The sequence below is a fragment of the Streptomyces sp. TLI_146 genome (genome assembly GCF_002846415.1).
In the GTDB taxonomy this organism is placed as follows: Bacteria; Actinomycetota; Actinomycetes; order Streptomycetales; family Streptomycetaceae; genus Streptomyces.
In genome coordinates this window covers 1,239,357-1,262,172 of sequence record NZ_PJMX01000001.1, presented here as the reverse complement: position 1 = coordinate 1,262,172, position 22,816 = coordinate 1,239,357, and the positions used below count along the sequence as shown (strand labels likewise).

The window sequence follows — 22,816 nt, the reverse complement described above, 5'->3', positions numbered from 1 at the left end:
ACACACCTACATCTGCGTACCGAAGTCCTGGGTCCACCAAGGGCCGCCGGCGCCGTTGTGGATGCCGACCCCCAGCTCCTTGAAGGCGCAGTTGAGGATGTTCGCGCGGTGCCCGGGGCTGTTCATCCAGGAGTTCATGACGTCGGCCGGGGTCTGCTGGCCGCGGGCGATGTTCTCGCCGTAGGTGGACCACTGGTAGCCCGCGGCGTGGATGCGCTCGCCCGGGCCCGCGCCGCTGGGGTCGGTGTGGTCGAAGAAACCCTGTGCCGCCATGTTGTCGGAGTGGCGCTGCGCGGCCGTGGCGAGCCGGGAGTTGTCGCTCACGGGGCCGCAGCCGTTCTTGGCCCGTTCGGTGTTGACCAGCGCGATCACCTGCTGGGCGGTGGACCCCTGCTTGGCGAGGGAGTTCGGGACCTTGGGCGAGTGCGACGAGGGAGTCCGCGCGGCGGTGGTGTGCGGCGTGGTGCTCGGCGCGGTCGGCTTCGGCGAGGCGGCTGAACGACTCGGTGACGGCGATGAACTCGGCTTCGGAGAAGGCGAGTTGGGTGTACGAGTCGGCCCCGTGGCGGCGGTGCCTTCGGGGCTCGCCGCGGTGACGGCCACGTCGGCCGGGGCGTCGGCGACCGCGGTGGGAGGCCCGGACGGATCCGACGAGACATGGATGACCACGGCGAGGCCGCCTATCGCGGTGGCGCCCGCCAGCACCGCGGCGGCCCGGCGCCGCCGCCTGGCACGGTCGCGGTCGCGGCGCAGCTCGCTCCGGCTCGCCGCCTCGGCGTGTGCGCCCTTGCCACGGGGCGCCTGGCGGTGGCGGCCGGGAGCCGACGGCGGTCGCGGCGGCTGCGCCGAGCCGGCCGTCCCGTACGCCATGGGCGCCATACCCCGGTGCGCGGCCAGGGCCGCGAACAGACCCGCCGCCGAAGCCACCGGCACCAGGGCGAGCCCCGCCAGCAGCCCCTCGGGCGGTACGAGTCCACTGGCGAGGCCCGAGCAGACCGGGCACACGCGGGTGTGCCGGGTGATGCGCTTGCGCCACAGCGAGGAGGGCACACCGTCCCAGAGCGAGAGCAGGCCGGTGAGTTCGTGGCAGCGCGGGGCGACCGCCAGGGTCCGTACCACCTGGCGCGACGCGTCGAGCCGCTCCTTCATGCGCTGCACGCGTACGGCGGTGTGCTGCGGCGACAGTTCGAGCGACGCGGCCACCTCGGCGCGGGTCAGGCACCCCGCCGTCTCCAGCCACCACAGCGAGAGCAGCCCCCGGTCCTCGGGCTCCAGCCAGCGGGTGGCCTCGGCGGCCTCCCTGCGCTGCCCGGAGAGCCCGAGCCGCAGGATCGTCAGGTCGACGAAGTCGGCACCGGGATCGGGCAGGTCGCTCGTCTCCTGGATGCCGGTGCCGTCCGGCCGGGTGCGGGCGCGCTGCCAGTACTGGCGCAGCTGGTTCATGGTGATGGCCACCACCCACGACCGGAAGCTGCCGGGATCCCGCAGCCCCGCCAGGCCGTCGAGCATCCGCAGCACGCTCTCCTGGACCACGTCGTCGACGTCGGCGTGACCGTTCAGCGCCCGGCCGACGATGTTGTAGACCAGCGGCAGGCAGGCCGCGACAAGTTCGTCCTGGGCGTGCTGGTCACCGGCTCGCGCCGCCTCGACCGTCGCCGTCCCGTACTCCATGTTCACGCCTCGTCCACTCTCCCCGGGCCCCGGTGGTCTCCGGGCTCCAACCGACTGCTTCTCCACCGTGGGAGATCGGCGGGGGACCGGCGGATAACGAAAACGTGGAGGAAATCTTTTCCGGGCTGTTCGTGGCTGTTCCTGGCCGTTCCCGGCCGTTTCCCGGCCGTGCGGTGTCACACCGTCCGCCGCCCGAGCAGGGCGAGACCCATGCCGCTGGCCGTGTAGTGGACTTCGCGCCGGTAGCGGTGGCTGGTGACCAGACCGGCGTCGCGCAGCACGGCGAGGTGCTGGGACACCGCGCCGAGGCTGAGGCCCGTACGCGCGGCCAGCTGTGTGGTGGTGGCCGGGGAGCTCGTATCGGCGAGCACCCGGGCGCGGCTGCGGCCGAGCAGACGCGCCAGGCCCTCGTCGGCGCTCCCGCGCCGCTCCCACAGGGTGCCCACGGCACGCGCGGGGTAGAGGACGCAGGGCGGTGTCGGGCCCCGGCCGGGCAGCAGACGGCAGCGGGTGGCGAACGCGGTGGGGACCAGGGTGATCCCGCCCCCGTCGAGCTTCCGCTCGCCGCGCGGCAGATCCACCGACACCAGCCGGTCCTCGGTCCACCGCAGGGTGGGGTGGAGGTGGGCGAACACCTCCTGGATGCCGTCCTCGGCCAGTTGGCGCGTGCGGTGGACGACGTCGGCCTCCAGGAGGGCGCGGATGCGCGGCCAGTACGGCCGCACGGCGGCCCGCCACCAGGCGAGTACCGCGTCACCCACCTCGGAAGGCACCCCGGAGAGCGTGAGTTCCTCCTCGATCTCGGCGAGCGGACACCGCGGGGGAGGGGGCTCGAAAGCGTCGAGCGGGCCGCGGAGCGGCTCAAGGAGCCGAGCGAGCTCGCGGTCCTCGCGCAGGGCCAGCGCCTTCTTGATCCACGGCAGGTGGACGGCGTGCCGCCCGGGATCCTCCGAGGCCCGCAGGCTCGCCACCGTCTCCCACAACGGCGAGATCGCGAACCGCAGGTTGGCCAGATCGTCCACCCCGAACCGCACCGCTCCCATGCCCCGCGCCCCCGATCACCCCATGACGTTTTCGGTCAGCCTAAAACAATGGTCGGGCCGCCCCGCCCATGGTGGAGTGCGCGATCATGACGCTCTCCTGCTCCACGGACACCACCCCGGCACGGCCCGGCGCGCTGCTGCGCGACGGTGACTTCCGCAGGCTCTGGGCCGCCGACACCGTCAGCCAGGCCGGTACGGCTATCACCGTCCTCGCCCTTCCCCTCATCGCCATCGGCACCCTCGACGCGACCCCCTTCCAGGCCGGTCTGCTGGTGACGTTCGAGTACCTCGGCTTCCTGCTCCTGGGGCTGCCCGCCGGGGCCTGGGTGGACCGGACACGCCGCCGCCGGGTCATGGTCGCCGGAGACCTGGGCCGCGCCCTACTCCTGGCCTCGGTCCCCGTCGCGAGCGCGCTGGACGCGCTGAGTCTGCCCCAGCTGTACGCGGTGGCCTTCGGCATGTCGGTGTGCACGGTGTTCTTCGACGTGGCCGCCCAGAGCCACCTCCCCCAACTCGTCGACGGCACCCGGCTGATGGAGGCCAACGTCAAACTGGAGGCCGGCCGCACCCTCACCCAGGCCGCCGGACCCGGCGCCGGAGGCGCGCTTGTCGGCGCGCTCACCGCGCCCCTCGCCGTCGTGGTGGATGCCGTCAGCTACCTGGCCTCCGCGCTCCTGCTCACCCGCGTGCGCCGCCCCGACACGGCCCCGCCCGCGTCGACGACGACGGTGGGCCTGCGAGGCGAGATCACCGAAGGGCTGCGCTTCCTCTTCGCCCACCCGACGCTGCGGGCGCTCACCCTCACCTCGGCGATCTCCAACCTGTGCGGCACGGTCGGCGCGGCCATGCTGCTGGTCCTGCTCGCCGGAGACCTCGGCCTCTCCCCGTTCCTGTGCGGCCTGGTCTTCACCGCGGAGGCGGTCGGCGGCTTCCTCGGCAGTCTGCTCACCACGCGGATCGCCGCCCGCCTCGGCCAGGGACCGGCGATGTGTCTGTCCGTACTGACCAGTGGGGTGCTCTGGCTGCTCGCGCTGCCCTTCTACCAGTCCGACGGGCGCTTCGCGCTCGCCGTCGCGCTCCAGGGCCTCGGCTGGACGGCCTTCATGACCTTCAAAATCACCTCGGTGGCCCTGCGCCAGCAGCTCTGCCCGCCACCGCTCCTGGGCCGTATGACGGCGACGTTCCGATTCGTGGTGTGGGGTTCCATGCCGGTCGGCGCACTCCTGGGCGGCGCCCTGGGCGAGCACTTCGGCGCCCGCACGGCGCTGTGGGTGGGAGCGCTGGGGGAACTGCTCGCCGTGGTGCCGGTGTTCGCCGCCACGGTGCGGGGTGCGCGTACCTAGCGGGCAGGGCCGCAAGTGGTCCCTGCCCGCGCCCACCCCGGGGAGGGATCCGGCTCGCCGGCCGCCGCGCCTGACCAGGGGCACGGGGCTCGGCGGACAGGTGCTGTCCGCCGGGCTCCGTGCGGCTGATGCCGTACGGCGAGAAAGGCATCGACCCGATCCAACCCCGGCGGAGGAGAAGGGTCAGGCCGTCGCGGGCACGGCGTCGGCGGTGGGCGTCCCGGCCGCCGCGGCGGACTTCTTGTCCGGGGCGGTGTAGAAGACCGAGCCCTGCTTGCGCTCCCGCTCCAGCTCGCCCTTGGCGACGAGCGCTTCGAGGGTGTTGCGGACGACCTGGGGGCTGGTCTTGCGGTCGGGGTGGGCGGTGGTGAGTTCGGCGAGGACGTCGGAGACCGTACGCGGCTCCTGGTGTCCGGCGAAGAGGCCGAGCACGACTTCGCGCAGGGTGGGTCCGGAGGTTTCCGCCTTGCGCGGGGAAGCGGTCTTCGCCGGAGCGGTGTTCTTGCGCGGGGCCCGGGCGGGCTTGGCCGCGGCGGCCTTGACCTCGGTCTTCTTCGTCCGGGGGGTGGGCACCTTGGCCGGTGCGACGGCCTTCGCGGGAGTGGCCTTCGCGGGAGCGGACTTCGTGGCAACGGCCTTCTTGGGGGCGGCCTTCGCCGGGGCGCCGCCGAGGGTGTGCTGCATGGTTTGCAGCAGACCGTGGTCCCGCTCCAGGGCTTCGAGTTGGTCCTTGAGTGTGTCGAGTTCGGCGCGGATACGTGACTGGTCCTGCTGGTTGGCTTCCAGATCGGCGGTGACACGCGCCGCGTACTGGTCCTTGAGAGTGCTGATGTCCGGCTCGTCCGCCATGGGAGTTCGCTTTCCTCGTGCTGGATGATGCCGCCGGGTGCCGGCCCTTGCTGCGGGCACAGCACAGGCGAGTTCTCAAAAAGATACACACCTGACCCAAACAAACGCAGCCCGTCTGAATCGGCTGCACACTAAAGAGTTGATGAGGGAAACGGTGAATCTCCGATCATGCGGGGGATCACAGGTCGCGGAACACGTCCTACGACCGGCGCGGTAGGTGTACCGAAGTCACCTACCGCGAAAGTTCACCCGGGATGAAACCGCTGCCTGATGTCTCGTCAGGATCAGCCGCCTAGGGTGCGGTTGCCGGAATTCGGACGGGATATCGGACGCGAAAACGGGAGACGAGATGAGTGCTGTGGACGTACGCCGGGTGTCGGTCGCTCTGAGCGCGGCCGCGCTGATGGCGGGGAGCCTGCTGGGCGCCACCGCCGCGCAGGCCAAGCCGGGCGTCGCCAACATCGGTACGGGCTCGGGGAACAAGGCCGGGATCAAGTGCGTCCAGCGCGCGTTCAACGCGTACGCGGGGACGAGGCTGGCCGTGGACGGCGTCTACGGAAAGAACACCAAGGACGCCGTGGTGAACTTCCAGCGCTTCTGGCACCTCCCGGTCGACGGGACGGTGGGCCCGAACACCGGTGGCACGATCGAGTTCATGGTGGCCCGGAACAACGGCGGCAAGGACGTGTGGCGGACCAACGGCTGCTGGGCGGTGGTCCCGACCAAGAAGTGACCGGGCCGCGCAGTCGGTGGTGCACATGCTGCCACGTGGGGTGTGACCGGCATCACGAGCATGGTCCCGCCGCCCCGGGGCACCCGAAACCCCAGGCCCCGTCGCGTCCCCCGTCGCGACGGGGTCGCCCCTGTCCCCGTACCCTGTGCGGTCCGGCCCGGCGGGGGCGAGGCAGCTCCGTCGCGAAAGCGAGGGGGATTGACCCATGGGAACCCTGGGCAAGTGCGCAGGGGGTGAGTGCGGGCGGTTTCGCATGCAGGACGGGGGCAGTGAGGTGAGTGAGGAGACGGCTCCTACCGGCAGGACCGGACTCGTGCCGGTCGACGCCGCGGAGGCGCGCAGGCGCGTGAAGGCGCTGCTGGGTTCGGTGCTGGGCAGATCGCAGCTGTCGAATCAGGACACGGTGGTCGCGGACGCGCTGCTGGTGACGTCGGAGCTGGTGACGAACGCGCTGCGGCACGCGGGCGGCGTCACCGCGTTCGAGGCGATGGCGGACCGTGTGGGGCTGCGGCTGGTGGTCGAGGACGCGAGCACCGGGCTGCCGTCGACGAAGGAGCCGAGCGGCGACTTCACCCCCGGCGGCTACGGCTGGCCGATGATCTGCCGTCTGGCGACCAGCGTCACCGTCAGCCTGCTGCCGTCGGGCGGCAAACGCATCCAGGTCTTCGTACCGCTGTAGCCGCGGTGGGCGCCCGGACACCTCCGCAAGGGGTTCAGAGCCTGTCTTCGAACCCCCGCCCGCGCCCCGGCGCCCGGCCCGCACGACGGGCTCTCACCCGGACTCCGTCGCCAGATCCCGCTCGTACGGCGCCATGCGGTCGTCGTCGCGCCACGGGAGCAGCAGCGGGGTCGCCAGGAGCAGCAGACCGGCGATCGCTATGGCCGTGCGCGGGCCGGCGGCAGCGGCCAGCAGACCCCACACGGCCGTCATGGCCGCGATCGTGGCGCTGCTGGTGACCGACCACGCGGAGAGCGTACGGGCGACCCGGTCGTCCTCGGTCCTGGCGAGCCGGTAGGTGGCGTACACCGGGTTGAACACGCCCGAGCAGGTGATCAGCGCGAACTCGACGGCGATGACGAGCAGCAGGCCGGGAACCCCCGGCCGGACGAACCCGAGACCGACCGACCAGCACGCGCGCAGCGTCCCGGAGGCGAGCATCACCCGGTGCTGCCCGAACCGGGTGACGAGCGGGCCGGCCAGCCGCGACCCGAGGAGACCGCCGAGGCAGGCGATGCCGAACGCGAGACCGTACTGCCAGGGCGCGAAGGCGAGGTCACCGAGCATGAGCGCGGCGAGCACCGGCGCGGTCGCCATGACCAGGCCGTTGTTCAGGACCGTGTTGAAGAAGAGCGGGCGCAGTGCCGGGTGGCCCAGGATGTAGCGCCACCCCTCCAGCAGGTCCCCGGCCCGCATGCGCGGCGCACCGGTCCGTACGGGCCGCGGCTCCCGCCCGCCGATCGCGCGGATCCCCGCGGCGGACAGCAGGAAGCTGACGGCGTTGGCCAGAACGGTCGTCACCGGACCCAGCAGCCCGATCGCGGCGCCGCCCAGCGGCGGGCCGAGCACGGAGGCCGTCCAGGTGGTGGACTCGAAGCGCCCGTTGGCGACGAGCAGGTCCTCGGGCCGTACGAGCGACTTGAGGCACGCCCCGGCCGCCGCCTTGAAGGTGATGTCGCAGGCGGCCACGACCACGGACACCGCCAGGAGCTGTCCGAAGCCCAACAGCCCGAAGGCGTACGCGACGGGGACGCTCAGCAGTGCCGCGAACCGGACGAGGTCCATGGCGACCATCACCGGCCGCTTGCGGCGGAACTCCACCCACGGCCCGAGCGGCAGCGCGACCGCCGCCCCCACCGCGAGCCCCGCGGCCGCCAGCGCCGACACCTGGGCGGGCCCGGCGTGCAGGGCGAGGATCGCGACCAGGGGGAACGCGTCGAACGCCAGCCAGGTCCCGAGCGTGCTCGCCCCGTACGCGGCCCACAGCCATCCGAATCCGCGCCCGAGCGCTCTGCTGCCCGCCATGCCCGGCGCACTCCTCGCTGTCCCGCCCGGAGACCCGGAACGACCTCACCTGGAGCAGCGATCAAAGCGGGCGGCACCGCCCCGGGTCAAACAGCCGCCCGGGACGGTGCCGCGAGGTGGGTGGAACGTCACTCGACGGCGACGCCCATGCCGGTCCGCAGCTTGGTGAGGATCCGGCGCAGGATGCGCGAGACCTGCATCTGGGAGACGCCGAGCGTCTCACCGATCTCCGACTGGGTGCGCTCCTCCACGAACCGCAGGTGCACGACGAAGCGCTCGCGCTCGGTCAGTGTGTCCATCGCGGGCGCGAGGGCCTGGAAGTCCTCGACCAGCTCGATGGCCGGGTCCTCGGAGCCGATGACGTCGGCGAGGGCCGCCTCCCCCTCCTCCTCGTTGCCGGACAGGGCGGCGTCGAGGGACGAGGAGTGGTAGCCGTTGGCGGCCAGCTGGGCCTCCAGCACCTCCTCCTCAGTGATGTCCATCAGGGCGGCCAGCTCCTTGACGGTGGGGGAGCGGTCCAGCCGGCTCTCCAGCTCGGCTCGGGCCTTGCCCAGCTCCGTCCGGCGCTCCTGGAGACGGCGCGGGACGTGCACGGCCCAGGTGGTGTCGCGGAAGAAGCGCTTCATCTCGCCGACGACATACGGCACGGCGAACGTGGCGAACTGCGTCTCGCGGGACAGCTCGAACCGGTCGATCGCCTTGATCAGCCCGATCATGCCCACCTGGACGACGTCCTCGATCTCGTCCGCGTACTGGCGAAAGCGCCGCGCGGCGAAGCGCACAAGCGACATGTTCATCTCGATCAGGGTGTTGCGGGCGTACTGATGGGCGGGGGTCCCCTCCTCCAGTACTGCGAGCTGTTCGAAGAAGAGGCGTGACAACTCCCGGGCGTCACTTGGGGCGAGCTTGTCGGGGCACTCCACCAAAGGCAGTTCCGGCGCCACCTGGCTCCGCTGACCCACCATGGTGCCGACCTCGACCGTCGTCATGATCTCTCCTTCGATCGACCTGTACAGCTTCCAACGCGTTCCGAACGCGAAGAGCGTGTACCCGCGAACTCGCCTCGCACACGGCCCCGTTCCGAACGGGCCGAAATGCTGTTGAGGGCGGTGCCCGCGGTCGGAGAGGATCGCGGACATGTTTTCGCCCAAGAACCGCCGTCCGAAGTCCGCCGAACTCCTCAAGGCCTGGGAGTGCCTGGACGCGGGCGACCTGCCCGGTGCCGTGCGCCTGCTGCGGACCGCCGGGGAGGACCTGCCGCTGGGCGAGGTGGCGCTGGTCGTCGGGCGCGCCGCCAAGGCGGCCGGCTTCGACGACCTCGCCCGCGCCGCCGCGGCGCTGGTGTCCCGCCCCGCCGACGACCGGGCGCTGTACGACTTCGGGTACGCGTGCATCGAGCGCGGCCTCTCCTTCCTCGCCGTACCCGCCCTGCGCGAAGTGCTGACCCGCAACCCGGGCGCGCTGCAGGTGGTGCGCGAGCTGGTGGCCGCGTACGAGAGCGAGAACCGGCACGGCGAGGCGGTGGAGGTGCTGGCGCGGCACGAGAGCGGGTTCGAGGAGTGGCCCGACCGCTATCTGCTGGTGTTCAACGCCATCATGGCGGGCGACCTGGCCCTGGCCGACCGCCAGCACGCGCGGCTGCCCGACCCCGAGGACCCGATGTGGCTGCCCGCGCGGCAGCGCCAGCGCCACATGCTGGAGCGCGCCGCGAGCGCCGGTCCCGTGAGCGCCCTCGACCGCACCGATCTGCGCGGCTGGCAGTTCGTCATGGGCGGTACGGTGCTGGGCACGCTCTCCCCGTACGGCTTCGACGCCGGGATGAACGGCCGGTACGCCTGGCTGCAGGACTCGTACGGCCAGTGCCTGCGCGGGCTGCTGCGGCTGAAGCTGCTCCTGGACGCCGCCGGGGTGCGGCCCCGCTCGGTGTCGCTGCTGCCCGACCGGGGCAGCCGGATCCTCGGCCTGGCCGCCGCCGAGGTCCTCGGGCTCCCGGCCGAGCCGTTCGCGCCGGGGCGCGCGGATACCGTGGTGATCGCGTACGACCTGAACGAGCTGGCGGAGGTCGCCGAGGGCCCCGAGATCCTCGGGCAGCTCCAGGACCGGGCCGCCGGGCAGGTGCTCCACGAGCACGCGAGCAGCTGGACCGACACGCCCGTCGTCACCGCCGACAGCGTCGCGCTGCTGCACCAGTCGGTGGCCGCGCCCTGGGACGGGCAGCTGCGCGCGGGCGAGGACGGGGAGGTGGAGCGGACAGAGGCGGACGAGCGCCCGGACGCGCTGATCGCCGCCGAGATCGTCGGCGCGGACTCGTCCCCGGACGAGGGTGACGGGGAGACACCCGCGGACCCGGACGAGGCCTTCACGGCCTTCGTCACGGCCGTACGGGGCACCTGGCTCCAGGGCGAGCGCACCCGCCTGAAGTCGACGGGACCGGTACCGAGCTCCAAGTTCGCGTGAGGTTCCGCGCGGGCAGCGCTCTGGTCGGGGCTGCCCGCGCAGGACGTCCCCCGTCACTCAAGGGGCGCGGGGAACCGCGCGACCGGCCCCCGCCAACCCGCACACAAACCCCGGGCCCAGTTGTCCGCGTCTTTCGGCGGACAACCGCCGAACGTGCCGTACCTGCACCAGAGTTGTGCTCCCAGCGAGCACGAGGAGGGCGGATGGCAAGCCGGGGCGGCCGGCCGTGGGGGCCGTTGCGGGGGACGACCCCGCAGGAGAACCAGGCCGCGGCCCTCCTGCGGGGCTGGCTGGACGAGGCGGGACTCACCGTCGGAGGTCTGCACGGCGAGCTGCGGCGCGGGGACGTCCTGCGCGGGCCGGTGCCGTGCCGCACGACGGTGGCGGAACGGCTGGCGGGCCACCGCCTCACCGTCGAGTTCATCGACGCCGTGGCCGCGGTCTGCTTCGACGCCGTCGACAGGACCGACCGCATCAAGCAGGCACGCGAGCTCCTCACCTCCCCCGTACGCCCGCCCGAGACCTTCGCCGCGATCCCTCCGACGGCCGCCGGTGGTTCCGCACCACCGCCTCCCTCGCCCGAGGAGGTCGCTCAACTGCGGCTGAACGTCGTCGAGATGCGCAGACGGATGCGTACGGCCCTGGAGGACAACGCCGCGCTGACGGCCGAGCGCGACGAACTGCGGCGGCGCTGCGCCATCCTGGCGCGCGCCCTGTCGGCCTCGCAGTCGACCGTACGGGGGCTGACGGAGCGGTGGGAGAAGCGGGCCGATTCCCCTGAGCCTTCTTCTGAGCCGGGTGACGAGGAGCCCGAGCCGCCCGGGCAGGGGCCGGGCGACTCGGGTGGCTCGGGCGGACCGGCACGTGGCGGCCCCGCCCCGCGAGCAGGCTCCGGGCACGCGCGGGAAGTCCACGGCGAGCGCGGCGCGGCCCCGACGCTGGTCGCCGACACCACGGCCTGCGGCCCCGGGCTGCCGATCCAGGCGGTGGGGCTGCCGCCCGCCTTCGAGGCGTTCTTCGCGATGAACGTCTCGCGGTACGCGGCCTACGCCCGGCTGCACCTGCGCAAGGACATGGTCGACACCGCCGTCCTGGCGACGTTCAACGCCATCCTCCATGACTGGCTGCTCTTCCTCCAGCAGCCCCAGCCCGCCGCCTGGGCCTGGCAGATCCTCCGCCGCAGCGTCGCGGAGCAGGCCCGCCGCGTGTCACCCCGGCAGGTCCTGAGCCAGGCGATGCGGGACGCCAGGGCGTCCCTGGGCGGGATGCCCAGCGAGCTCGGCCTCTACGACGCCATCGCCGAGCTCCCGGAGCGCCAGTTCGACGTGATCGTGCTGCGCTTCGTGCTGGGTTACCCGACCGACCGGATCGCCCACCTCATGGGCCTGGGCCCGGCCACCGTCCGCAGCCACCAGCGCGCGGCCCGACGGACCCTGGCCGCGAGGCTCGGCGTGCGGGCCGGTGAGGAGGAGTGGTGAGGCGTACGAGATGCCGTCGGTCCACGGCCAGCTATAACAACGTCCGTAGAAGGAGACCCCGTTGAGCGATCACAACGACCACGGCCCCGCCCGGCAACCGCAGCACGAGCCCCTGCCCGCGCCCGTCATCAGCATCACCGTCCACGGCGGCTCACGGGTCCGCGTCGACGCCGCGATCACGAAGACGGAACCCGATGGGCGGGCGGCGCTCCCGCCCGCCCGGCCGGTGACCGGCAACCCGCCCTTCTGGCACCGCACTTCGGTGCTGTGGAGCGCGGTGGCCGCGCTCGCGGCCGTCGCCGCGGTGGTGCTGGGGTGGGCCGCGAGCAGATGAACGGGGCTCACCAGGACTCCGACACCTCGGCCCGCTGCCGCTCCCCGGCTCCCGCCGCCCGGATGCGCAGGGCGACGAGCGGCAGGATCAGTACGGACAGGATGGCCGCGCCGACGAGCGCCGCGCCCTCGTCGGCGCCGAGCGTGCCGTCGTCGATGCCGATGGTGGTGATGGCGACGACGAGGGGCAGGCAGGTGGCGCAGTACAGGGCGAGGGCGGCGCGGTCGCGGCGCGCGAGGTCGTTCGGCGCGAGGAGGAGGGCGGGGGCGCCGCGTACGAGCAGGAAGAGGACGAGGAAGGCGGGGACCAGGGCGAGCGGCCGGCCGCCGTGGAGGAGGGCGGACAGGTCGAATTCGATGCCGGTGACGATGAAGAAGATCGGTACGAGGAAGCCGAAGCCCATCGCCTCGATCTTGCCGAGGATGTCGCCGCTGTGCTCGGGCGCCGCGCCGACGAGGATGAGCCGGGTGAACAGCCCGGCGGCGAACGCGCCGAGCAGGGAGTCCAGCCCGAAGGCGGCCGAGAGCCCGAGCATGCAGGCGAGCAGCAGCATGACGAAGCGGACGGCGAACTGGCCGCTGCTGTGCAGGGTCCTGGCGATGATCCGGGAGAACCAGGGCGGCCGTGGCCGCAGGGCCCAGAAGACGGCCGCGGCGGTGACGGCGGCGAACGCGATCAGCACGGCACCGGCCCGCCCGGGACCGCGCCCGCTGAGCAGGACGGCCATCGCGATGATCGGGCCGAACTCGCCGACCGCGCCGAAGGCCATCACCACGGTGCCGAAGCGCCCGCGCAGGCTGCCGGAGTCGCGCAGGATGGGCAGGACGGCCCCGAGGGCGGTGCTGGTGAGGGCGGTGCCGATGACGAAGCTCTTGTCGGCGGCGCCGCCGGTCAGCGCGAAGGCGATGCCGAGGGCCAGGCCGAGCGTGATCAGCCAGGCCCACACCGCCCGGCGCAGGGTGTCGCCGCGCACGGCGTCGAAGTCGATCTCGTAACCCGCCAGGAAGATCAGCATGGACAGACCGAGGCGCGAGAGCACGTCGATGAGCTGGTCCTTCTCGGCCCAGTCCAGGACGTCCGGGCCGATGAGGACACCGAGCAGGATCTCGAAGACGGCTACCGGCACGGGAGCCCAGCGGCCGGCGGCGTACGCGATCAGGGGCGCGAGGACCGCGATGGCCATGATCAGGATGAGCGTCCCGGTGTGCGACATGGCTTGTATCTAGCACACGAATAAGGGCGATATCTCCCAAAAGTCACCCATGGGTCCCTGGTCGGGCGAACGTGGCCGCGTGGTCGGCCGCCCACCGTGCGAACGGCAGCGGCGGCCGTCCGAGGATGCGCCGCGCGGTGCCCGTCGCCGGAGAGCCGCCCCGGGCGGCGGCGACGATGAACTCCACGATCGAGGCGGCGGCCGCGGGCGACCCGAACCGCTCGAACTCCCGCCGGGCCCGCGCCTCGGTGAGCTCCTCGATCCGCACCGACCGTCCGGCGGCCTCGCCGATCAGCTCGGCCTGGCGGCGCTGCGACAGCAGCTCGCCGCCGGTCAGCAGGTCGCTGACCCCGCTCTTTGCGCGGCCGGTCAGCGCGGCGACCGCCGCCGCGGCGACATCGCGCTCGTGGATCGGCGCCGTGGCCGCCTCCGGGTGCAGCATCCGGGCCACGCCCTCCGTGCGGATCGAGTACGACCAGGTCAGCGCGTTGTTCGCGAGGACGAGTGGACGGATCGGCGTCCAGCGCAGGCCGGAGGCGGCGAGCGCCCGCTCCATCGCCCGGTGCTCCTCCGCGATCACGTTGCCGTGCGCGTACGGCAGGAGCACGCTCCCGGAAGAGAGGGCCACCACGTGCTCGACGCCCGCGGCGCGGGCCGCGACGGCGAAGTCGGCCACGCCCGCCGTGGCGTACACGAACACCCGGCGTACGCCGTCGAGCGCGGCCGGGAGCGTATCCGGCCTGGTGAGGTCGGCCGGGACGACCGGGACACCGGCGGGCAGGTCCGCGGTCCGCGGATCGCGTGCCGACGCCCGGACCGGCTCGCCGAGGGTGAGCAGCTGGTCGAGCACCTGCCGTCCGACGCTTCCGCGAGCCCCGATCACCAGCGTGGTCATGCGCGCCCTCCTCGGGTGCCGTGTCGTCCTGGTCGTCCCGGTTCTATCCGACATGGTCAGGGAAGTGAGAACGGGCTTGTCGGGCCAGACGGTCATAAAATGCTGTTACCGACCAGTCCGCTTCCGAGGGAGGCCTCGATGCGAGCGACCGAGGGTGACCAGCTGGTGCAGCACGGCAGAGTCGTGGGCCAGCACGACAAGACGGGTGAGATCGTCCAGGTCCTGGGCGAGAACGGCACACCGCCCTACCGGGTCCGCTTCCCGGACGGCCATGAGTCGATCATGTCGCCGGGCCCCGACTGCGCGGTGCGGTCGGCGCCGGGATCCAGGAAGGGGCAGTGGTAGCCGGGTTTCGGGCGCCGTCCTGAAATCGCCCCCGACAAACCCCACTTGAAGGATTTTCACGTACGCCAGTTCCCCTGCTCGGGAACCTTTCCGTGCACGAACATGTCATCCATGGGAAAGTGTCGATCTCCCTGGAGTGACGGGTGGGACACCAGGGGCGGACGAGTCGAGGGGGCACGCCTGTGGGCGGGGAACATGGTGTCGATCTGAGTGGCAGTGGAGCGGAGCCGCTCGCGCCGGACGACCCACGGCAGATCGGCTCGTTCCCGCTGGTCGGAAGGCTCGGTTCCGGTGGCATGGGGCGGGTGTACCTCGGGGTGGCCTCGGGCCGTTACACCGCCGTCAAGCAGGTCCTCCCGATCCTGGCCGAGGACCAGGACTTCCTGCGGCACTTCGGGCACGAACTCGACAACCTGGGCAGGCTGCCCACCGGTGTCAGCGCGTCGCTGCTCGCCACCGACCGCACCGCGCGGCCGCCGTGGTTCGCCACCGAGTACGTGCCCGGACTGACCCTGGACGCGGCGGTCGAGCTGCACGGCGGGTCGCTGCCACGGGAGGCGCTCTGGCGGCTGCTGGGGGACGCCGCGGCCGCCCTGGGCGCCGTGCACGCGCGCGAGATCGTCCACCGGGACCTCAAGCCCTCCAACGTGATGCTCACCCTGGACGGCCTCACCCTGATCGACTTCGGGATCGCCCGGGCCGCCGACCAGAGCAGGCTGACCCAGACCGGCATGGTCATCGGGACGCTCGCCTACATGGCACCCGAACAGGCCGCGGGCAGCGTCCGGTTGACGGGCGCCGCCGATGTGTTCTCCCTCGGCTGCCTGGTCGTGTACGCGGCGACGGGACGGCCGCCGTTCGGGGAGGGCGCCGGGCACGCCCAGCTGTACCGCATCGTGCACGAGGAGCCCGACCTCGAACCGGTGCGCCGCGTCGACGCCGACCTCGCGGACCTGCTGGAGCGGTGTCTGGCGAAGAACCCCGCGGCCCGGCCCGCCGCGTCCGACCTGGCCGATCTCGCCCGGGAGAAGGCGCCGTCCGGCTCCGTCGAGTGGCCGTCGGCCATCGCCGAACAGCTGTCCGAGCGGGCCGCGTTCGCCGCGAAGGTGCCGGACCTCGCCGAGTTCACCCGGTCCACGGTCAACCTCCGTCCCGCCGCCGGACCGGAGGTGGGCGTGGTGCAGGACGCGCCCGCCCCGAAGAAGCCGCGTGAGCGCCGCCCCCGCGTGCTGCTCGCCGTGGTCCCGGCGGTGGTCGTCGTGAGCGGTACGGTCATCGGTGTCAGCCTCATGCCGTACGGCTCCGACACCCGCGGCGCGGACCGGCCCGCCACCGGGGCGTCGTCCCCCGCCGCGCACTCCGCCGGGCAGTCCGGGGGAGCGGCTTCGGCGCAGCCGAACCGCTCGGGCACTCCGTCGTCGCCCGCCCCCAGTGCCTCCTCGGGCCCGTCGGGCGCGGCTTCCTCGGGACCCGGGGCTTCGGGATCCTCCGGCACCACCGCCGCACCCCCGGGATCCGGCCCGCGCCCGGGCGGCGCGGCGGGCGGCTCCGCTGCGGGCGGCTCGGGCTCGGGCGGCGGCACACCGGCCGGCGGCGGCACCCGTACGAACCGTCCCCCGGCCGATCCGCCCGCCCAGACCGGCGGCTCGACGATCGGCTCGCCGGGCACCTACCGCGTCAAGAACGTCTCCAACAGCCAGTGCCTGAGCGCCGGCGGCACCAGCGCCTCGTACGGACCCTGCGAGTCCACCGCGTCGTACGCGTGGACCTTCAAGTACGCCTCCGACGGCTCCTTCCAGCTGATCAACCGGGGCAGCGGTTACTGCCTCGTGGGCGGCAGCGACTTCGGAGGCGGCGGCGGTTTCACCGGCTACGCCACCACGTTCCCCTGCGGCCAGACCGCCGGCGGCCAGCACTGGCGGATCGGCACCCGCACGTCGTCCGGCAGCACCATCAAGAACACGTCGAGCGGTGACTGCCTCGAAGTGGGCAGCAACGGCGCGATGGTGACCCCGTGCGACTCCACCCAGCACGCCCAGCTGTGGGTCAGCGGCGGGGCCGCCTCGTGAGGTCCGGCCGCATCGGGGGGAGCGTGCGGGGGAAGAGTCCCCGGCGTGACTGACTCCGCCCTCTGGATCTCGTCGTTGACCGCCGGCACGGCCGTGCTCGCCAGCTGGGTCACCAGCCGCGGCACGGCCCGCGCCGCCCAGATCCAGGCCGCCGCCACCGAGCGCACCCAGCGCACCATCCGGATCAGCGAGGCGCGGCGGTCGGCCTATGTGAGCCTGATCGAGCAGGCGCACAAGATGGCGGAGCTGTACTGGACGGTGTCGGACATCCACAAGTCGGGCGGCAGCCGCGCCGAACAGCTCCCCGCGCTGAAGGAGGTGCAGGCCAGCCTGCGGGTGGAGTACGGCAGGCTCCGCCACTTCATATGGGTGATCAACCTGGAGGGCCCGGACGACGTGGCCGCGGCCGCCGAGACGCTCAGACTCTCGACTCGGCCTCCGCACCGGGCACTTGGCGCGTCCATCGAGGGCGAGCCGGACGCCGTCGCGCTGTTCGACCAGTGCTACGACCCCTTCTGGGAGTCGGTCCTGGCCTTCGTCTCGGCCGCTCGCACGGCGGTGCACGACCTGTAGGCGGACGTTAGCCCAGGTGCGCCCTGACCTCGTCTGCCAGGAGCCGCGCCCTGTTGTTCGTGGGGGCGACCAGCCGGGTGCGGAGGAGAAGCCGTGGATCAGTGTCGCGGGGCCGAGCGGGCGGCCGTCCGGTGAACCGGCCGTCCCCGCGCACGCGTCGACGACGAGCCGGCCGTCCGTGTAGACGGCGAGCTGGAGCCCGCTCTCCGCACCGGAAATAAAGGGCGGGACTTCGCGACGACCGCGTACTACCCTCCCCGGATGCCTCAACTCACCGGTGACGAGCCCCTGCCCGGCCGTTCGCCCGCGCTGTGGCGCGACCGCGACTTCGACGTCTTCTGGGCCGCGCAGACCCTCTCCGTCGTCGGTGACTCGTTCGCCCTGATCGCCCTGCCGCTGCTTGTGCTGCACGCGACGGGCTCGGTCGCGCAGATGGGCCTGCTGACCGGCGCCGCGGGCGCGGCCGCGGTCGGCGCGGGGGTGTTCGCGGGGGTCGTGGTCGACCGCCTCGACCGCAGGAAGCTGCTGATCGCGTGCGACCTCGTCCGCCTCGTGCTGTACGCGCTGATACCGCTGGTGTGGGCGTTCGGCCCGCAGATCTGGCTGCTGTACGTGGTGCTTCCGCTGGCCGAGGCCGTCGGGATGCTGTTCTCCGTCACCTACGTCACCGCCGTACGGGCGCTGGTGCCGGCAGAGCGCATCACCGAGGCCAACGGCAGGCTGAACGCGACGGCCGCCGCGGCCGGGGTCGTGGGGCCGCTGCTCGCGGGTGTGGTGGCGGCCTGGGTGGGCCCGGCGGCGGCCGTCGCCGTGGACGCGGTGAGCTTCGGGGTGTCGGCCCTCTGTCTGAGCTTCGTACGGTTCAAGGGCCGGACCGAGCCGTCCGGTGACGCGGCGCCGGGGCCGCGGCGGGAGTCGCTGGGCAAGGAGTTCGCCGCCGGGGTGTCGTTCCTGCGGCGGCATCCGGTGCTGCGGAGCCTGACCGTCCTGCTGTCGGCCTTCAGCTTTCTGACGCTCGGCCTCAACGACCTGATCATTTATCACCTCAAGCACGACCTCGGCCAGGGCGACGGCGCGGTCGGCACCGTCTTCGCCGTGGGCGCTCTGGGCACGGTCGTCGGCGCGCTGATGGTCGCCCGGATCCGTCACCGGCTCGGCTTCGGCGGGACCTGGATCAGCGGTGTCGCGGTCTGTGGGCTCGCCCTGGCGGCGATCGGCTCGGCCGGGAGCGTGGCGGGCATCGCCGCGCTGACCGCCGCGTTCCTCGGCTGCGCCAGTGTGTCCGGGACCTGCTCGATGTCGCTGCGTCAGGAAGTGACCCCGGACCATCTGCTCGGCCGGGTCACCTCCGCCTTCTGGACCATCCACTACTCGGCGGCCCCCATCGGCGCGGCCGTCCTCACCTGGGCCGCACAGCGCTACGGCACGGGGTCGGTGTGCCTGGTGGCCGGGGCGTGCTGTCTGCTCACCGGGGTGCTGGCGCTGTTCACCCCGGTCCGCGCGCGCCGCCCCGAACAGGCCGGACCGGTCGCGGGCGGCCCCGTCCTGAGCGGGCCCGGCCAGGAGTCGGCCCGTAGCGGATCATGCCGGGATGACTGATCGATGACTGATCCACTTCGCGTGGAGCGGCCCGCCGGCCGGGTCAGCCGTGCCGGGGGTCGGGCTTGAGGATGGCGAAGGGGGCGCCGTGCGGGTCGGCGAGCCAGGCGATCCGGCCGACGTCCGGCACGTCCGCCGCGGGCATGATGACCGAGCCGCCGTTCGACTGCGCCCGGTCGGCCGTGGCGTCCGCGTCGGCCACGCAGAAGTACGGGATCCACCGCGGTTCCATGCCCTCCTGGAGCGGGGCGAGGCCGCCGAACGAGGCGTTCTCCTGGTCGCCCTCGGCGGTGGACAGCACCGTGTACGTCATACCGGGCGCCTCCATCTCCTGCGAGCGCCAGCCGAACAGGGAGCGGTAGAAGGACAGCGCGGCCGGTACGTCAGGGGCGTGCAGCTCGGCCCAGAGCAGCGTGTTGTCCTCGGACGTCGCTTCGAGGCCCTTCGTCGCGGCGGGCTGCCAGACGGAGAACTCGGCGCCGCCCGGGTCGGTCAGACACGCCATCCGGCCCGCGTCCATGACGTCGAAGGGCGCCACCCGCACGGTCCCGCCGGCCTGCTCGACCGCCTTGGCGGTGGCGTCCGCGTCCGGCGTCTGGAAGTACACCGTCCAGGCCGGGCCGGCGCCCTCCTCGGTGAGCGGACCCAGGGCGGCGACCGTCTTGCCGTCCTTCTGGAAGAAGCCGTACCCGCCGGCCTCGGGGCCCGCGGACTGGAAGTCCCACCCGAAGACGCCGGTGTAGAACGCGGCCGCGGCCTTGGTGTCGGGGCTGCCGAGGTCGAGCCAGTTGGGTGCGCCGGTGACGAAGTCGGTACTGAGCATGGTTGCGTGCCTGCCTTTCGCGGGTCCTGGCCGTGAGGGCGGGGAGTCCGCGGCCGGGCCGGTGTCTCCCGAGGGCGAACCAGCCCATAACGGATCGTAGTGACACGGCGGCGCATCAGGCATACGGAACGGCGGAACGGGTGAGGGGCGGGACGGCTGCGGCTGGCCGCGCACGACCGTGCGGGGGCCCTCAGCGGCGCGGTGCGGCGGCCCGGCGTTCGCCGAAGCGCCACACCCGGCTCGGCTTGGTGCCCTCGCGCCGCCGCTCCCCGAGGTGGTGGAAGCCGCGTCCCATACGGCGGCCGAGCAGCACATAGCCGAGCAGCGCCCCGGACGTGTTGAGCAGCACGTCGTCCACGTCGAACGCGCGCCCCTCGACGAGCGCCCCCTGCGCCAGCTCGATGAAGACCATCACGACGACCGTGTACAGCAGCACCCGCACCGCCCGCAGCCGTCGGCGCACCAGCACCGGCAGGATCAGCCCGAAGGGCACGCCGAGCAGCAGATTGCCGCCGACCTGCCGGCAGGCGGCGAGGAAGGTGTAGTCGTCGGCGTACTCGCGCAGCGAGTGGCCCGGCCGCAGGTTGGACCCCGCGATGTCGCGCGAGGCGGGCGACGGGGTGAGGGTCAACTCGGCGAGGACGGCGGAGAACGCCGCCAGCGCGGCGATCGCCACCACCATGATCAGAATCCGAACGGCCATGACCCGCCTGGCAGTTCGCGCCCTGGCCCGCTCGGCTTGAGTGGTCATGCCGTGCGGATTCCCCGTAACGCGGACGGTACGCCTCGGCTCACGCCAGCAGGGTGAGCGCCCCCGGCAGTACGCGCGCGGTGACCGGCAGGACCGCCTCGACCTCGCCGTCCGCCCCGTACGGGAGGGGGCGGTCCGCCTCGATGCGCACTTCGCGGCCGCGCAGGATCTCCACCTGCGGCCGGTGGACATGGCTGCCGTCCTCCAGCTCCTTCATGACCTTGAAGAACAGCCGGCGGGGGGAGTCGTTGAGGATGACCACGTCGAGCAGTCCGTCGTCCACGGCCGCGCCCGGCGCGATGTGCCGCCCGAAGCCGTAGAAGCCGGAGTTGGCGGCGATCACGGTGTAGCCGCTGCGCTCGTGGAGCGTACCGTCGACGGTCACGCGGTAGTGGGCGGTGCGCCAGCCGAGCACCGCGCGCAGGCCGCCCATGTAGTACGAGGCGGCGCCGCGCAGCAGCCGGGAGGCGTTGGCGTGCCGGTTGGCCACCGCGTCGACCCCGGCGTAGACGCTGCCGAGGACGGCGACCTTGTCGTGCACGGCCGATTCGACCTCGATGGCGTCGACCTTCCTGGGGGCGCCGCGCAGCAGCAGCTCGGCCAGCGCTGCGGGCTCGGAGGGCAGCCCGAGCGCGCGGGCGAAGTCGTTGCCGCGCCCGGCCGGCACGATGCCCACGAGGGCGTCGGTGCCGGCCAGGGCGCCCGCCACGCAGCCCACCATGCCGTCGCCGCCGACCCCGAGCACCACACGGCCCTGCTCGGCGGCCCGGCGGGCCAGGGTGCGCGCGTGATCGAGGCCGCGGCTGTACTCGACCTCCAGCTCCGCACCCCCTTCGCGCAGCAGCCGGGCCAGCGGGATCAGGGCGGCGGCGCCCTGTGACCCGCCCGCGGTGGGGTTGACGACGGCCGTGAACTGTCGCATGGCTACGCTCCGATGGGCGACGACGGTGTTGCTTGCGGGCGGGGGAGGCGGGTGCTGCGCGCGGTCAGACCGTGGGCAGCGGCGGCAGCAGGATGCCGGGGTTGAGGATGCCCGCCGGGTCGAGCCGGTCCTTGACCGCGTGCAGGACCTCGACGCCGAGCGGGCCGATCTCCCGGGCGTACCAGTCGCGGTGGTCGGTGCCGACGCCGTGGTGGTGGCTGATGGTGCCGCCGGCGGCGAGGATGGCGTCGTTGGCCGCCCGCTTGGCCGGGGCCCAGTGTGCCACCGGGTCCTTGCCCTGGGCGCTGACCACCGTGAAGTAGAGCGAGGCGCCCGCCGGGTAGACGTGCGAGACGTGGCACATCACCAGCGGCGGGGTGCCCGCGTCGGTGAGGGACTGGGTGAGGGCGGTGCGCACGGCCTCGTACAGGGCTGGGATGTCGGACCAGAACGCGGCCGTCTCCAGGGTCTCGGCGAAGGCGCCGGCGTCCAGGAGCGCGTCGCGCAGATAGGGCGCGTTGTAGCGGCCGTGCGCCCAGCCGGTGCCCGGCTCCTCGCCGAGCGGCTCGCCCCCCGCCGCGCTCAGTGCGGTGTGCACGCGCGCCTTGCGGTGGGCGACCTCGTCGGCGGTGCCCTCGTACCCGACGATCGCCAGGCAGCCCGCGTCGGAGGAGAGGGAGCCGCCGATGGCGTCCGGCTTGGCCAGGCCGATCATGGTCTCGGTCTCGTCGGACAGCCGCAGCACGGTGGGCATCGGCCCGTCCTGGGCCAGGGTGCGCAGGGCGGCCTGCCCCTGGGCGAAGGACGGGAAGCGCCAGCCCTCGTAGACCTTGGTGCCGGCCGTGGGATGGATCCGTACGGTCACCGAGGTGATCACGCCGAAGGCTCCCTCGGAGCCGAGGACGAGCTGGCGCAGATCCGGTCCGGCGGCCGAGCGGGGGGCCCGGCCGAGGTCCAGGGTGCCGCGCGGGGTGGCGACCTGAAGGGCCGTCACCATGTCGTCGAAGCGCCCGAAGCCCGCGGAGGCCTGGCCGCTGGAGCGGGCGGCCGCGAACCCGCCGACCGTCGCCCACTCGAAGGACTGGGGGAAGTGGCCGAGTGTGTAACCCCGTTCGGCCAGCAGCGCCTCCACCTCGGGGCCGCGCAGCCCGGGTTGCAGGGTGGCGGTGCGGGAGACCTCGTCGAGGGCGACCAGACGGTTCATCCGGCGCAGGTCGAGCGCGACGAACGCGGCGTGGCCCTGCGGCGCCAGTCCGCCGACCACGGAGGTGCCGCCGCCGAAGGGGACGACGGCGACGCGGTGCTCGGTGCAGGCCGCGAGGACGGCCAGGACCTGGTCGTGGTTGTCGGGCAGCACCACGGCGTCCGGTGCGTCACCGACCTCACCGGCCCGGATGCGCAGCAGGTCGGGGGTGGACTTGCCACGGGTGTGGCGGACCCGGGTCCCGTCGTCGCCGCGTACGTGCTCCGCGCCGACCGCCGCCTCCAGGGCGGCCAAGGCCTCACCGGTCAGCCGCGAGGGGCGGGGCTCGACGGCCGCGAGTTCCTTCGCCGGGGCGTCCGCCGGGCGCACCCCCAGCAGGTCCCGCAGCAGCCCCGTCACCTCCTCGGGCAGTGGCGCCGCCTTGGCCGGATCGCCCCAGCCGCTCCACAGCATGTCCACCGAACCCACCTGATCACCCGCTTCGTCGCGCA

At 73.0% G+C, this 22,816-nt stretch carries 21 protein-coding genes; 10 read left to right on the top strand and 11 right to left on the bottom strand.

The features are described from left to right. Positions 1 to 6 precede the first annotated feature (6 nt). Both BX283_RS05795 and BX283_RS05790 read right to left on the bottom strand, forming a co-directional pair. Positions 7 to 1,671, bottom strand: coding sequence for a sigma-70 family RNA polymerase sigma factor (locus BX283_RS05795; protein ID WP_101392163.1), 1,665 nt, complete (start codon positions 1,669 to 1,671; stop codon positions 7 to 9). Between the two features lie 176 nt (positions 1,672 to 1,847). Further along, complete coding sequence (locus BX283_RS05790; RefSeq protein ID WP_101386573.1) at positions 1,848 to 2,714, bottom strand: winged helix-turn-helix domain-containing protein; 867 nt, start codon at positions 2,712 to 2,714, stop codon at positions 1,848 to 1,850. An 86-nt stretch (positions 2,715 to 2,800) separates the two neighbouring features. Here BX283_RS05790 and BX283_RS05785 point away from each other — a divergent pair, with 86 nt between their 5' ends. Then, positions 2,801 to 4,057 carry an MFS transporter gene (locus BX283_RS05785; RefSeq protein ID WP_101386572.1) on the top strand — a complete coding sequence of 419 codons (1,257 nt, stop codon included), beginning with the start codon at positions 2,801 to 2,803 and terminating at the stop codon, positions 4,055 to 4,057. A 183-nt stretch (positions 4,058 to 4,240) separates the two neighbouring features. Here the strand turns inward: BX283_RS05785 and BX283_RS05780 are convergent, their stop codons facing one another. Continuing rightward, on the bottom strand, positions 4,241 to 4,906 hold the full coding sequence (locus BX283_RS05780; protein WP_101386571.1) for a hypothetical protein: 666 nt from the start codon (positions 4,904 to 4,906) through the stop codon (positions 4,241 to 4,243). A 349-nt stretch (positions 4,907 to 5,255) separates the two neighbouring features. On the opposite strand from BX283_RS05780, the gene BX283_RS05775 reads away from it, so the two are divergent. Both BX283_RS05775 and BX283_RS05770 read left to right on the top strand, forming a co-directional pair. Beyond that, entirely contained in the window at positions 5,256 to 5,639 is a 384-nt protein-coding gene (locus tag BX283_RS05775) for a peptidoglycan-binding protein (protein ID WP_101386570.1), read from the top strand. A gap of 274 nt (positions 5,640 to 5,913) precedes the next feature. Further along, the gene (locus tag BX283_RS05770; protein ID WP_143676390.1) at positions 5,914 to 6,318 is read left to right on the top strand and encodes an ATP-binding protein; all 405 of its coding nucleotides are present in this window, start codon (positions 5,914 to 5,916) and stop codon (positions 6,316 to 6,318) included. A gap of 93 nt (positions 6,319 to 6,411) precedes the next feature. Here the strand turns inward: BX283_RS05770 and BX283_RS05765 are convergent, their stop codons facing one another. After that, positions 6,412 to 7,662, bottom strand: a complete 1,251-nt coding sequence (locus BX283_RS05765) for an MFS transporter (RefSeq protein ID WP_101386568.1) — start codon at positions 7,660 to 7,662, stop codon at positions 6,412 to 6,414. A 128-nt stretch (positions 7,663 to 7,790) separates the two neighbouring features. Further along, positions 7,791 to 8,651: a SigB/SigF/SigG family RNA polymerase sigma factor gene (locus BX283_RS05760; RefSeq protein ID WP_373979144.1), complete on the bottom strand. Its 861-nt coding sequence runs from the start codon at positions 8,649 to 8,651 to the stop codon at positions 7,791 to 7,793. Positions 8,652 to 8,799: 148 nt separating this feature from the next. On the opposite strand from BX283_RS05760, the gene BX283_RS05755 reads away from it, so the two are divergent. The 3 genes from BX283_RS05755 (at position 8,800) to BX283_RS05745 (ending at position 11,931) form a co-directional block, all read left to right on the top strand. Next, positions 8,800 to 10,119, top strand: coding sequence for a M48 family metallopeptidase (locus BX283_RS05755; RefSeq protein WP_101386567.1), 1,320 nt, complete (start codon positions 8,800 to 8,802; stop codon positions 10,117 to 10,119). 203 nt (positions 10,120 to 10,322) lie between these two features. Then, complete coding sequence (locus tag BX283_RS41420) at positions 10,323 to 11,597, top strand: sigma-70 family RNA polymerase sigma factor (protein WP_257582039.1); 1,275 nt, start codon at positions 10,323 to 10,325, stop codon at positions 11,595 to 11,597. Between the two features lie 61 nt (positions 11,598 to 11,658). Beyond that, positions 11,659 to 11,931 carry a hypothetical protein gene (locus BX283_RS05745; protein ID WP_101386566.1) on the top strand — a complete coding sequence of 91 codons (273 nt, stop codon included), beginning with the start codon at positions 11,659 to 11,661 and terminating at the stop codon, positions 11,929 to 11,931. A 7-nt stretch (positions 11,932 to 11,938) separates the two neighbouring features. Here BX283_RS05745 and BX283_RS05740 read toward each other — a convergent pair whose 3' ends face one another. Next, complete coding sequence (locus BX283_RS05740; RefSeq protein WP_101386565.1) at positions 11,939 to 13,144, bottom strand: cation:proton antiporter; 1,206 nt, start codon at positions 13,142 to 13,144, stop codon at positions 11,939 to 11,941. Between the two features lie 43 nt (positions 13,145 to 13,187). Then, the gene (locus tag BX283_RS05735) at positions 13,188 to 14,039 is read right to left on the bottom strand and encodes an NAD(P)H-binding protein (RefSeq protein ID WP_180357069.1); all 852 of its coding nucleotides are present in this window, start codon (positions 14,037 to 14,039) and stop codon (positions 13,188 to 13,190) included. Positions 14,040 to 14,177: 138 nt separating this feature from the next. Between BX283_RS05735 and BX283_RS05730 the strand changes: the two genes are divergently transcribed. The 4 genes from BX283_RS05730 to BX283_RS05715 all read left to right on the top strand — a co-directional run bounded on the left by BX283_RS05730 (position 14,178) and on the right by BX283_RS05715 (position 18,625). Next, positions 14,178 to 14,384, top strand: a complete 207-nt coding sequence (locus BX283_RS05730; RefSeq protein ID WP_101386563.1) for a DUF1918 domain-containing protein — start codon at positions 14,178 to 14,180, stop codon at positions 14,382 to 14,384. A 182-nt stretch (positions 14,385 to 14,566) separates the two neighbouring features. After that, on the top strand, positions 14,567 to 16,453 hold the full coding sequence (locus BX283_RS05725) for a serine/threonine-protein kinase (RefSeq protein ID WP_257582034.1): 1,887 nt from the start codon (positions 14,567 to 14,569) through the stop codon (positions 16,451 to 16,453). A gap of 45 nt (positions 16,454 to 16,498) precedes the next feature. Beyond that, a complete protein-coding gene (locus tag BX283_RS05720; protein WP_101386561.1) occupies positions 16,499 to 17,026 on the top strand; it encodes a hypothetical protein in 528 nt (175 codons plus the stop codon). Between the two features lie 261 nt (positions 17,027 to 17,287). Beyond that, the gene (locus BX283_RS05715) at positions 17,288 to 18,625 is read left to right on the top strand and encodes an MFS transporter (protein WP_101386560.1); all 1,338 of its coding nucleotides are present in this window, start codon (positions 17,288 to 17,290) and stop codon (positions 18,623 to 18,625) included. Positions 18,626 to 18,668: 43 nt separating this feature from the next. Here BX283_RS05715 and BX283_RS05710 read toward each other — a convergent pair whose 3' ends face one another. The 4 genes from BX283_RS05710 to BX283_RS05695 form a co-directional block, all read right to left on the bottom strand. Then, entirely contained in the window at positions 18,669 to 19,448 is a 780-nt protein-coding gene (locus tag BX283_RS05710) for a VOC family protein (RefSeq protein ID WP_101386559.1), read from the bottom strand. A gap of 190 nt (positions 19,449 to 19,638) precedes the next feature. After that, the gene (locus BX283_RS05705; protein ID WP_306822789.1) at positions 19,639 to 20,151 is read right to left on the bottom strand and encodes a VanZ family protein; all 513 of its coding nucleotides are present in this window, start codon (positions 20,149 to 20,151) and stop codon (positions 19,639 to 19,641) included. An 88-nt stretch (positions 20,152 to 20,239) separates the two neighbouring features. Further along, a complete protein-coding gene (locus tag BX283_RS05700) occupies positions 20,240 to 21,121 on the bottom strand; it encodes a diacylglycerol kinase family protein (protein WP_101386558.1) in 882 nt (293 codons plus the stop codon). 64 nt (positions 21,122 to 21,185) lie between these two features. Next, positions 21,186 to 22,784, bottom strand: a complete 1,599-nt coding sequence (locus tag BX283_RS05695; RefSeq protein WP_101392159.1) for an FAD-binding oxidoreductase — start codon at positions 22,782 to 22,784, stop codon at positions 21,186 to 21,188. Positions 22,785 to 22,816: the final 32 nt, after the last annotated feature.

What these genes read in the sequence shown, in the direction of transcription:
- BX283_RS05760 (WP_373979144.1), bottom strand. Translation starts at nt 8,651, where the DNA reads ATGACGACGGTCGAGGTCGGCACCATGGTGGGTCAGCGGAGCCAGGTG.
- BX283_RS05740 (WP_101386565.1), bottom strand. Translation starts at nt 13,144, where the DNA reads ATGTCGCACACCGGGACGCTCATCCTGATCATGGCCATCGCGGTCCTC.
- BX283_RS05730 (WP_101386563.1), top strand. Translation starts at nt 14,178, where the DNA reads ATGCGAGCGACCGAGGGTGACCAGCTGGTGCAGCACGGCAGAGTCGTG.
- BX283_RS05715 (WP_101386560.1), top strand. Translation starts at nt 17,288, where the DNA reads ATGCCTCAACTCACCGGTGACGAGCCCCTGCCCGGCCGTTCGCCCGCG.
- BX283_RS05795 (WP_101392163.1), bottom strand. Translation starts at nt 1,671, where the DNA reads ATGGAGTACGGGACGGCGACGGTCGAGGCGGCGCGAGCCGGTGACCAG.
- BX283_RS41420 (WP_257582039.1), top strand. Translation starts at nt 10,323, where the DNA reads ATGGCAAGCCGGGGCGGCCGGCCGTGGGGGCCGTTGCGGGGGACGACC.
- BX283_RS05790 (WP_101386573.1), bottom strand. Translation starts at nt 2,714, where the DNA reads ATGGGAGCGGTGCGGTTCGGGGTGGACGATCTGGCCAACCTGCGGTTC.
- BX283_RS05780 (WP_101386571.1), bottom strand. Translation starts at nt 4,906, where the DNA reads ATGGCGGACGAGCCGGACATCAGCACTCTCAAGGACCAGTACGCGGCG.
- BX283_RS05755 (WP_101386567.1), top strand. Translation starts at nt 8,800, where the DNA reads ATGTTTTCGCCCAAGAACCGCCGTCCGAAGTCCGCCGAACTCCTCAAG.
- BX283_RS05735 (WP_180357069.1), bottom strand. Translation starts at nt 14,039, where the DNA reads ATGACCACGCTGGTGATCGGGGCTCGCGGAAGCGTCGGACGGCAGGTG.
- BX283_RS05700 (WP_101386558.1), bottom strand. Translation starts at nt 21,121, where the DNA reads ATGCGACAGTTCACGGCCGTCGTCAACCCCACCGCGGGCGGGTCACAG.
- BX283_RS05705 (WP_306822789.1), bottom strand. Translation starts at nt 20,151, where the DNA reads ATGGCCGTTCGGATTCTGATCATGGTGGTGGCGATCGCCGCGCTGGCG.
- BX283_RS05785 (WP_101386572.1), top strand. Translation starts at nt 2,801, where the DNA reads ATGACGCTCTCCTGCTCCACGGACACCACCCCGGCACGGCCCGGCGCG.
- BX283_RS05765 (WP_101386568.1), bottom strand. Translation starts at nt 7,662, where the DNA reads ATGGCGGGCAGCAGAGCGCTCGGGCGCGGATTCGGATGGCTGTGGGCC.
- BX283_RS05775 (WP_101386570.1), top strand. Translation starts at nt 5,256, where the DNA reads ATGAGTGCTGTGGACGTACGCCGGGTGTCGGTCGCTCTGAGCGCGGCC.
- BX283_RS05710 (WP_101386559.1), bottom strand. Translation starts at nt 19,448, where the DNA reads ATGCTCAGTACCGACTTCGTCACCGGCGCACCCAACTGGCTCGACCTC.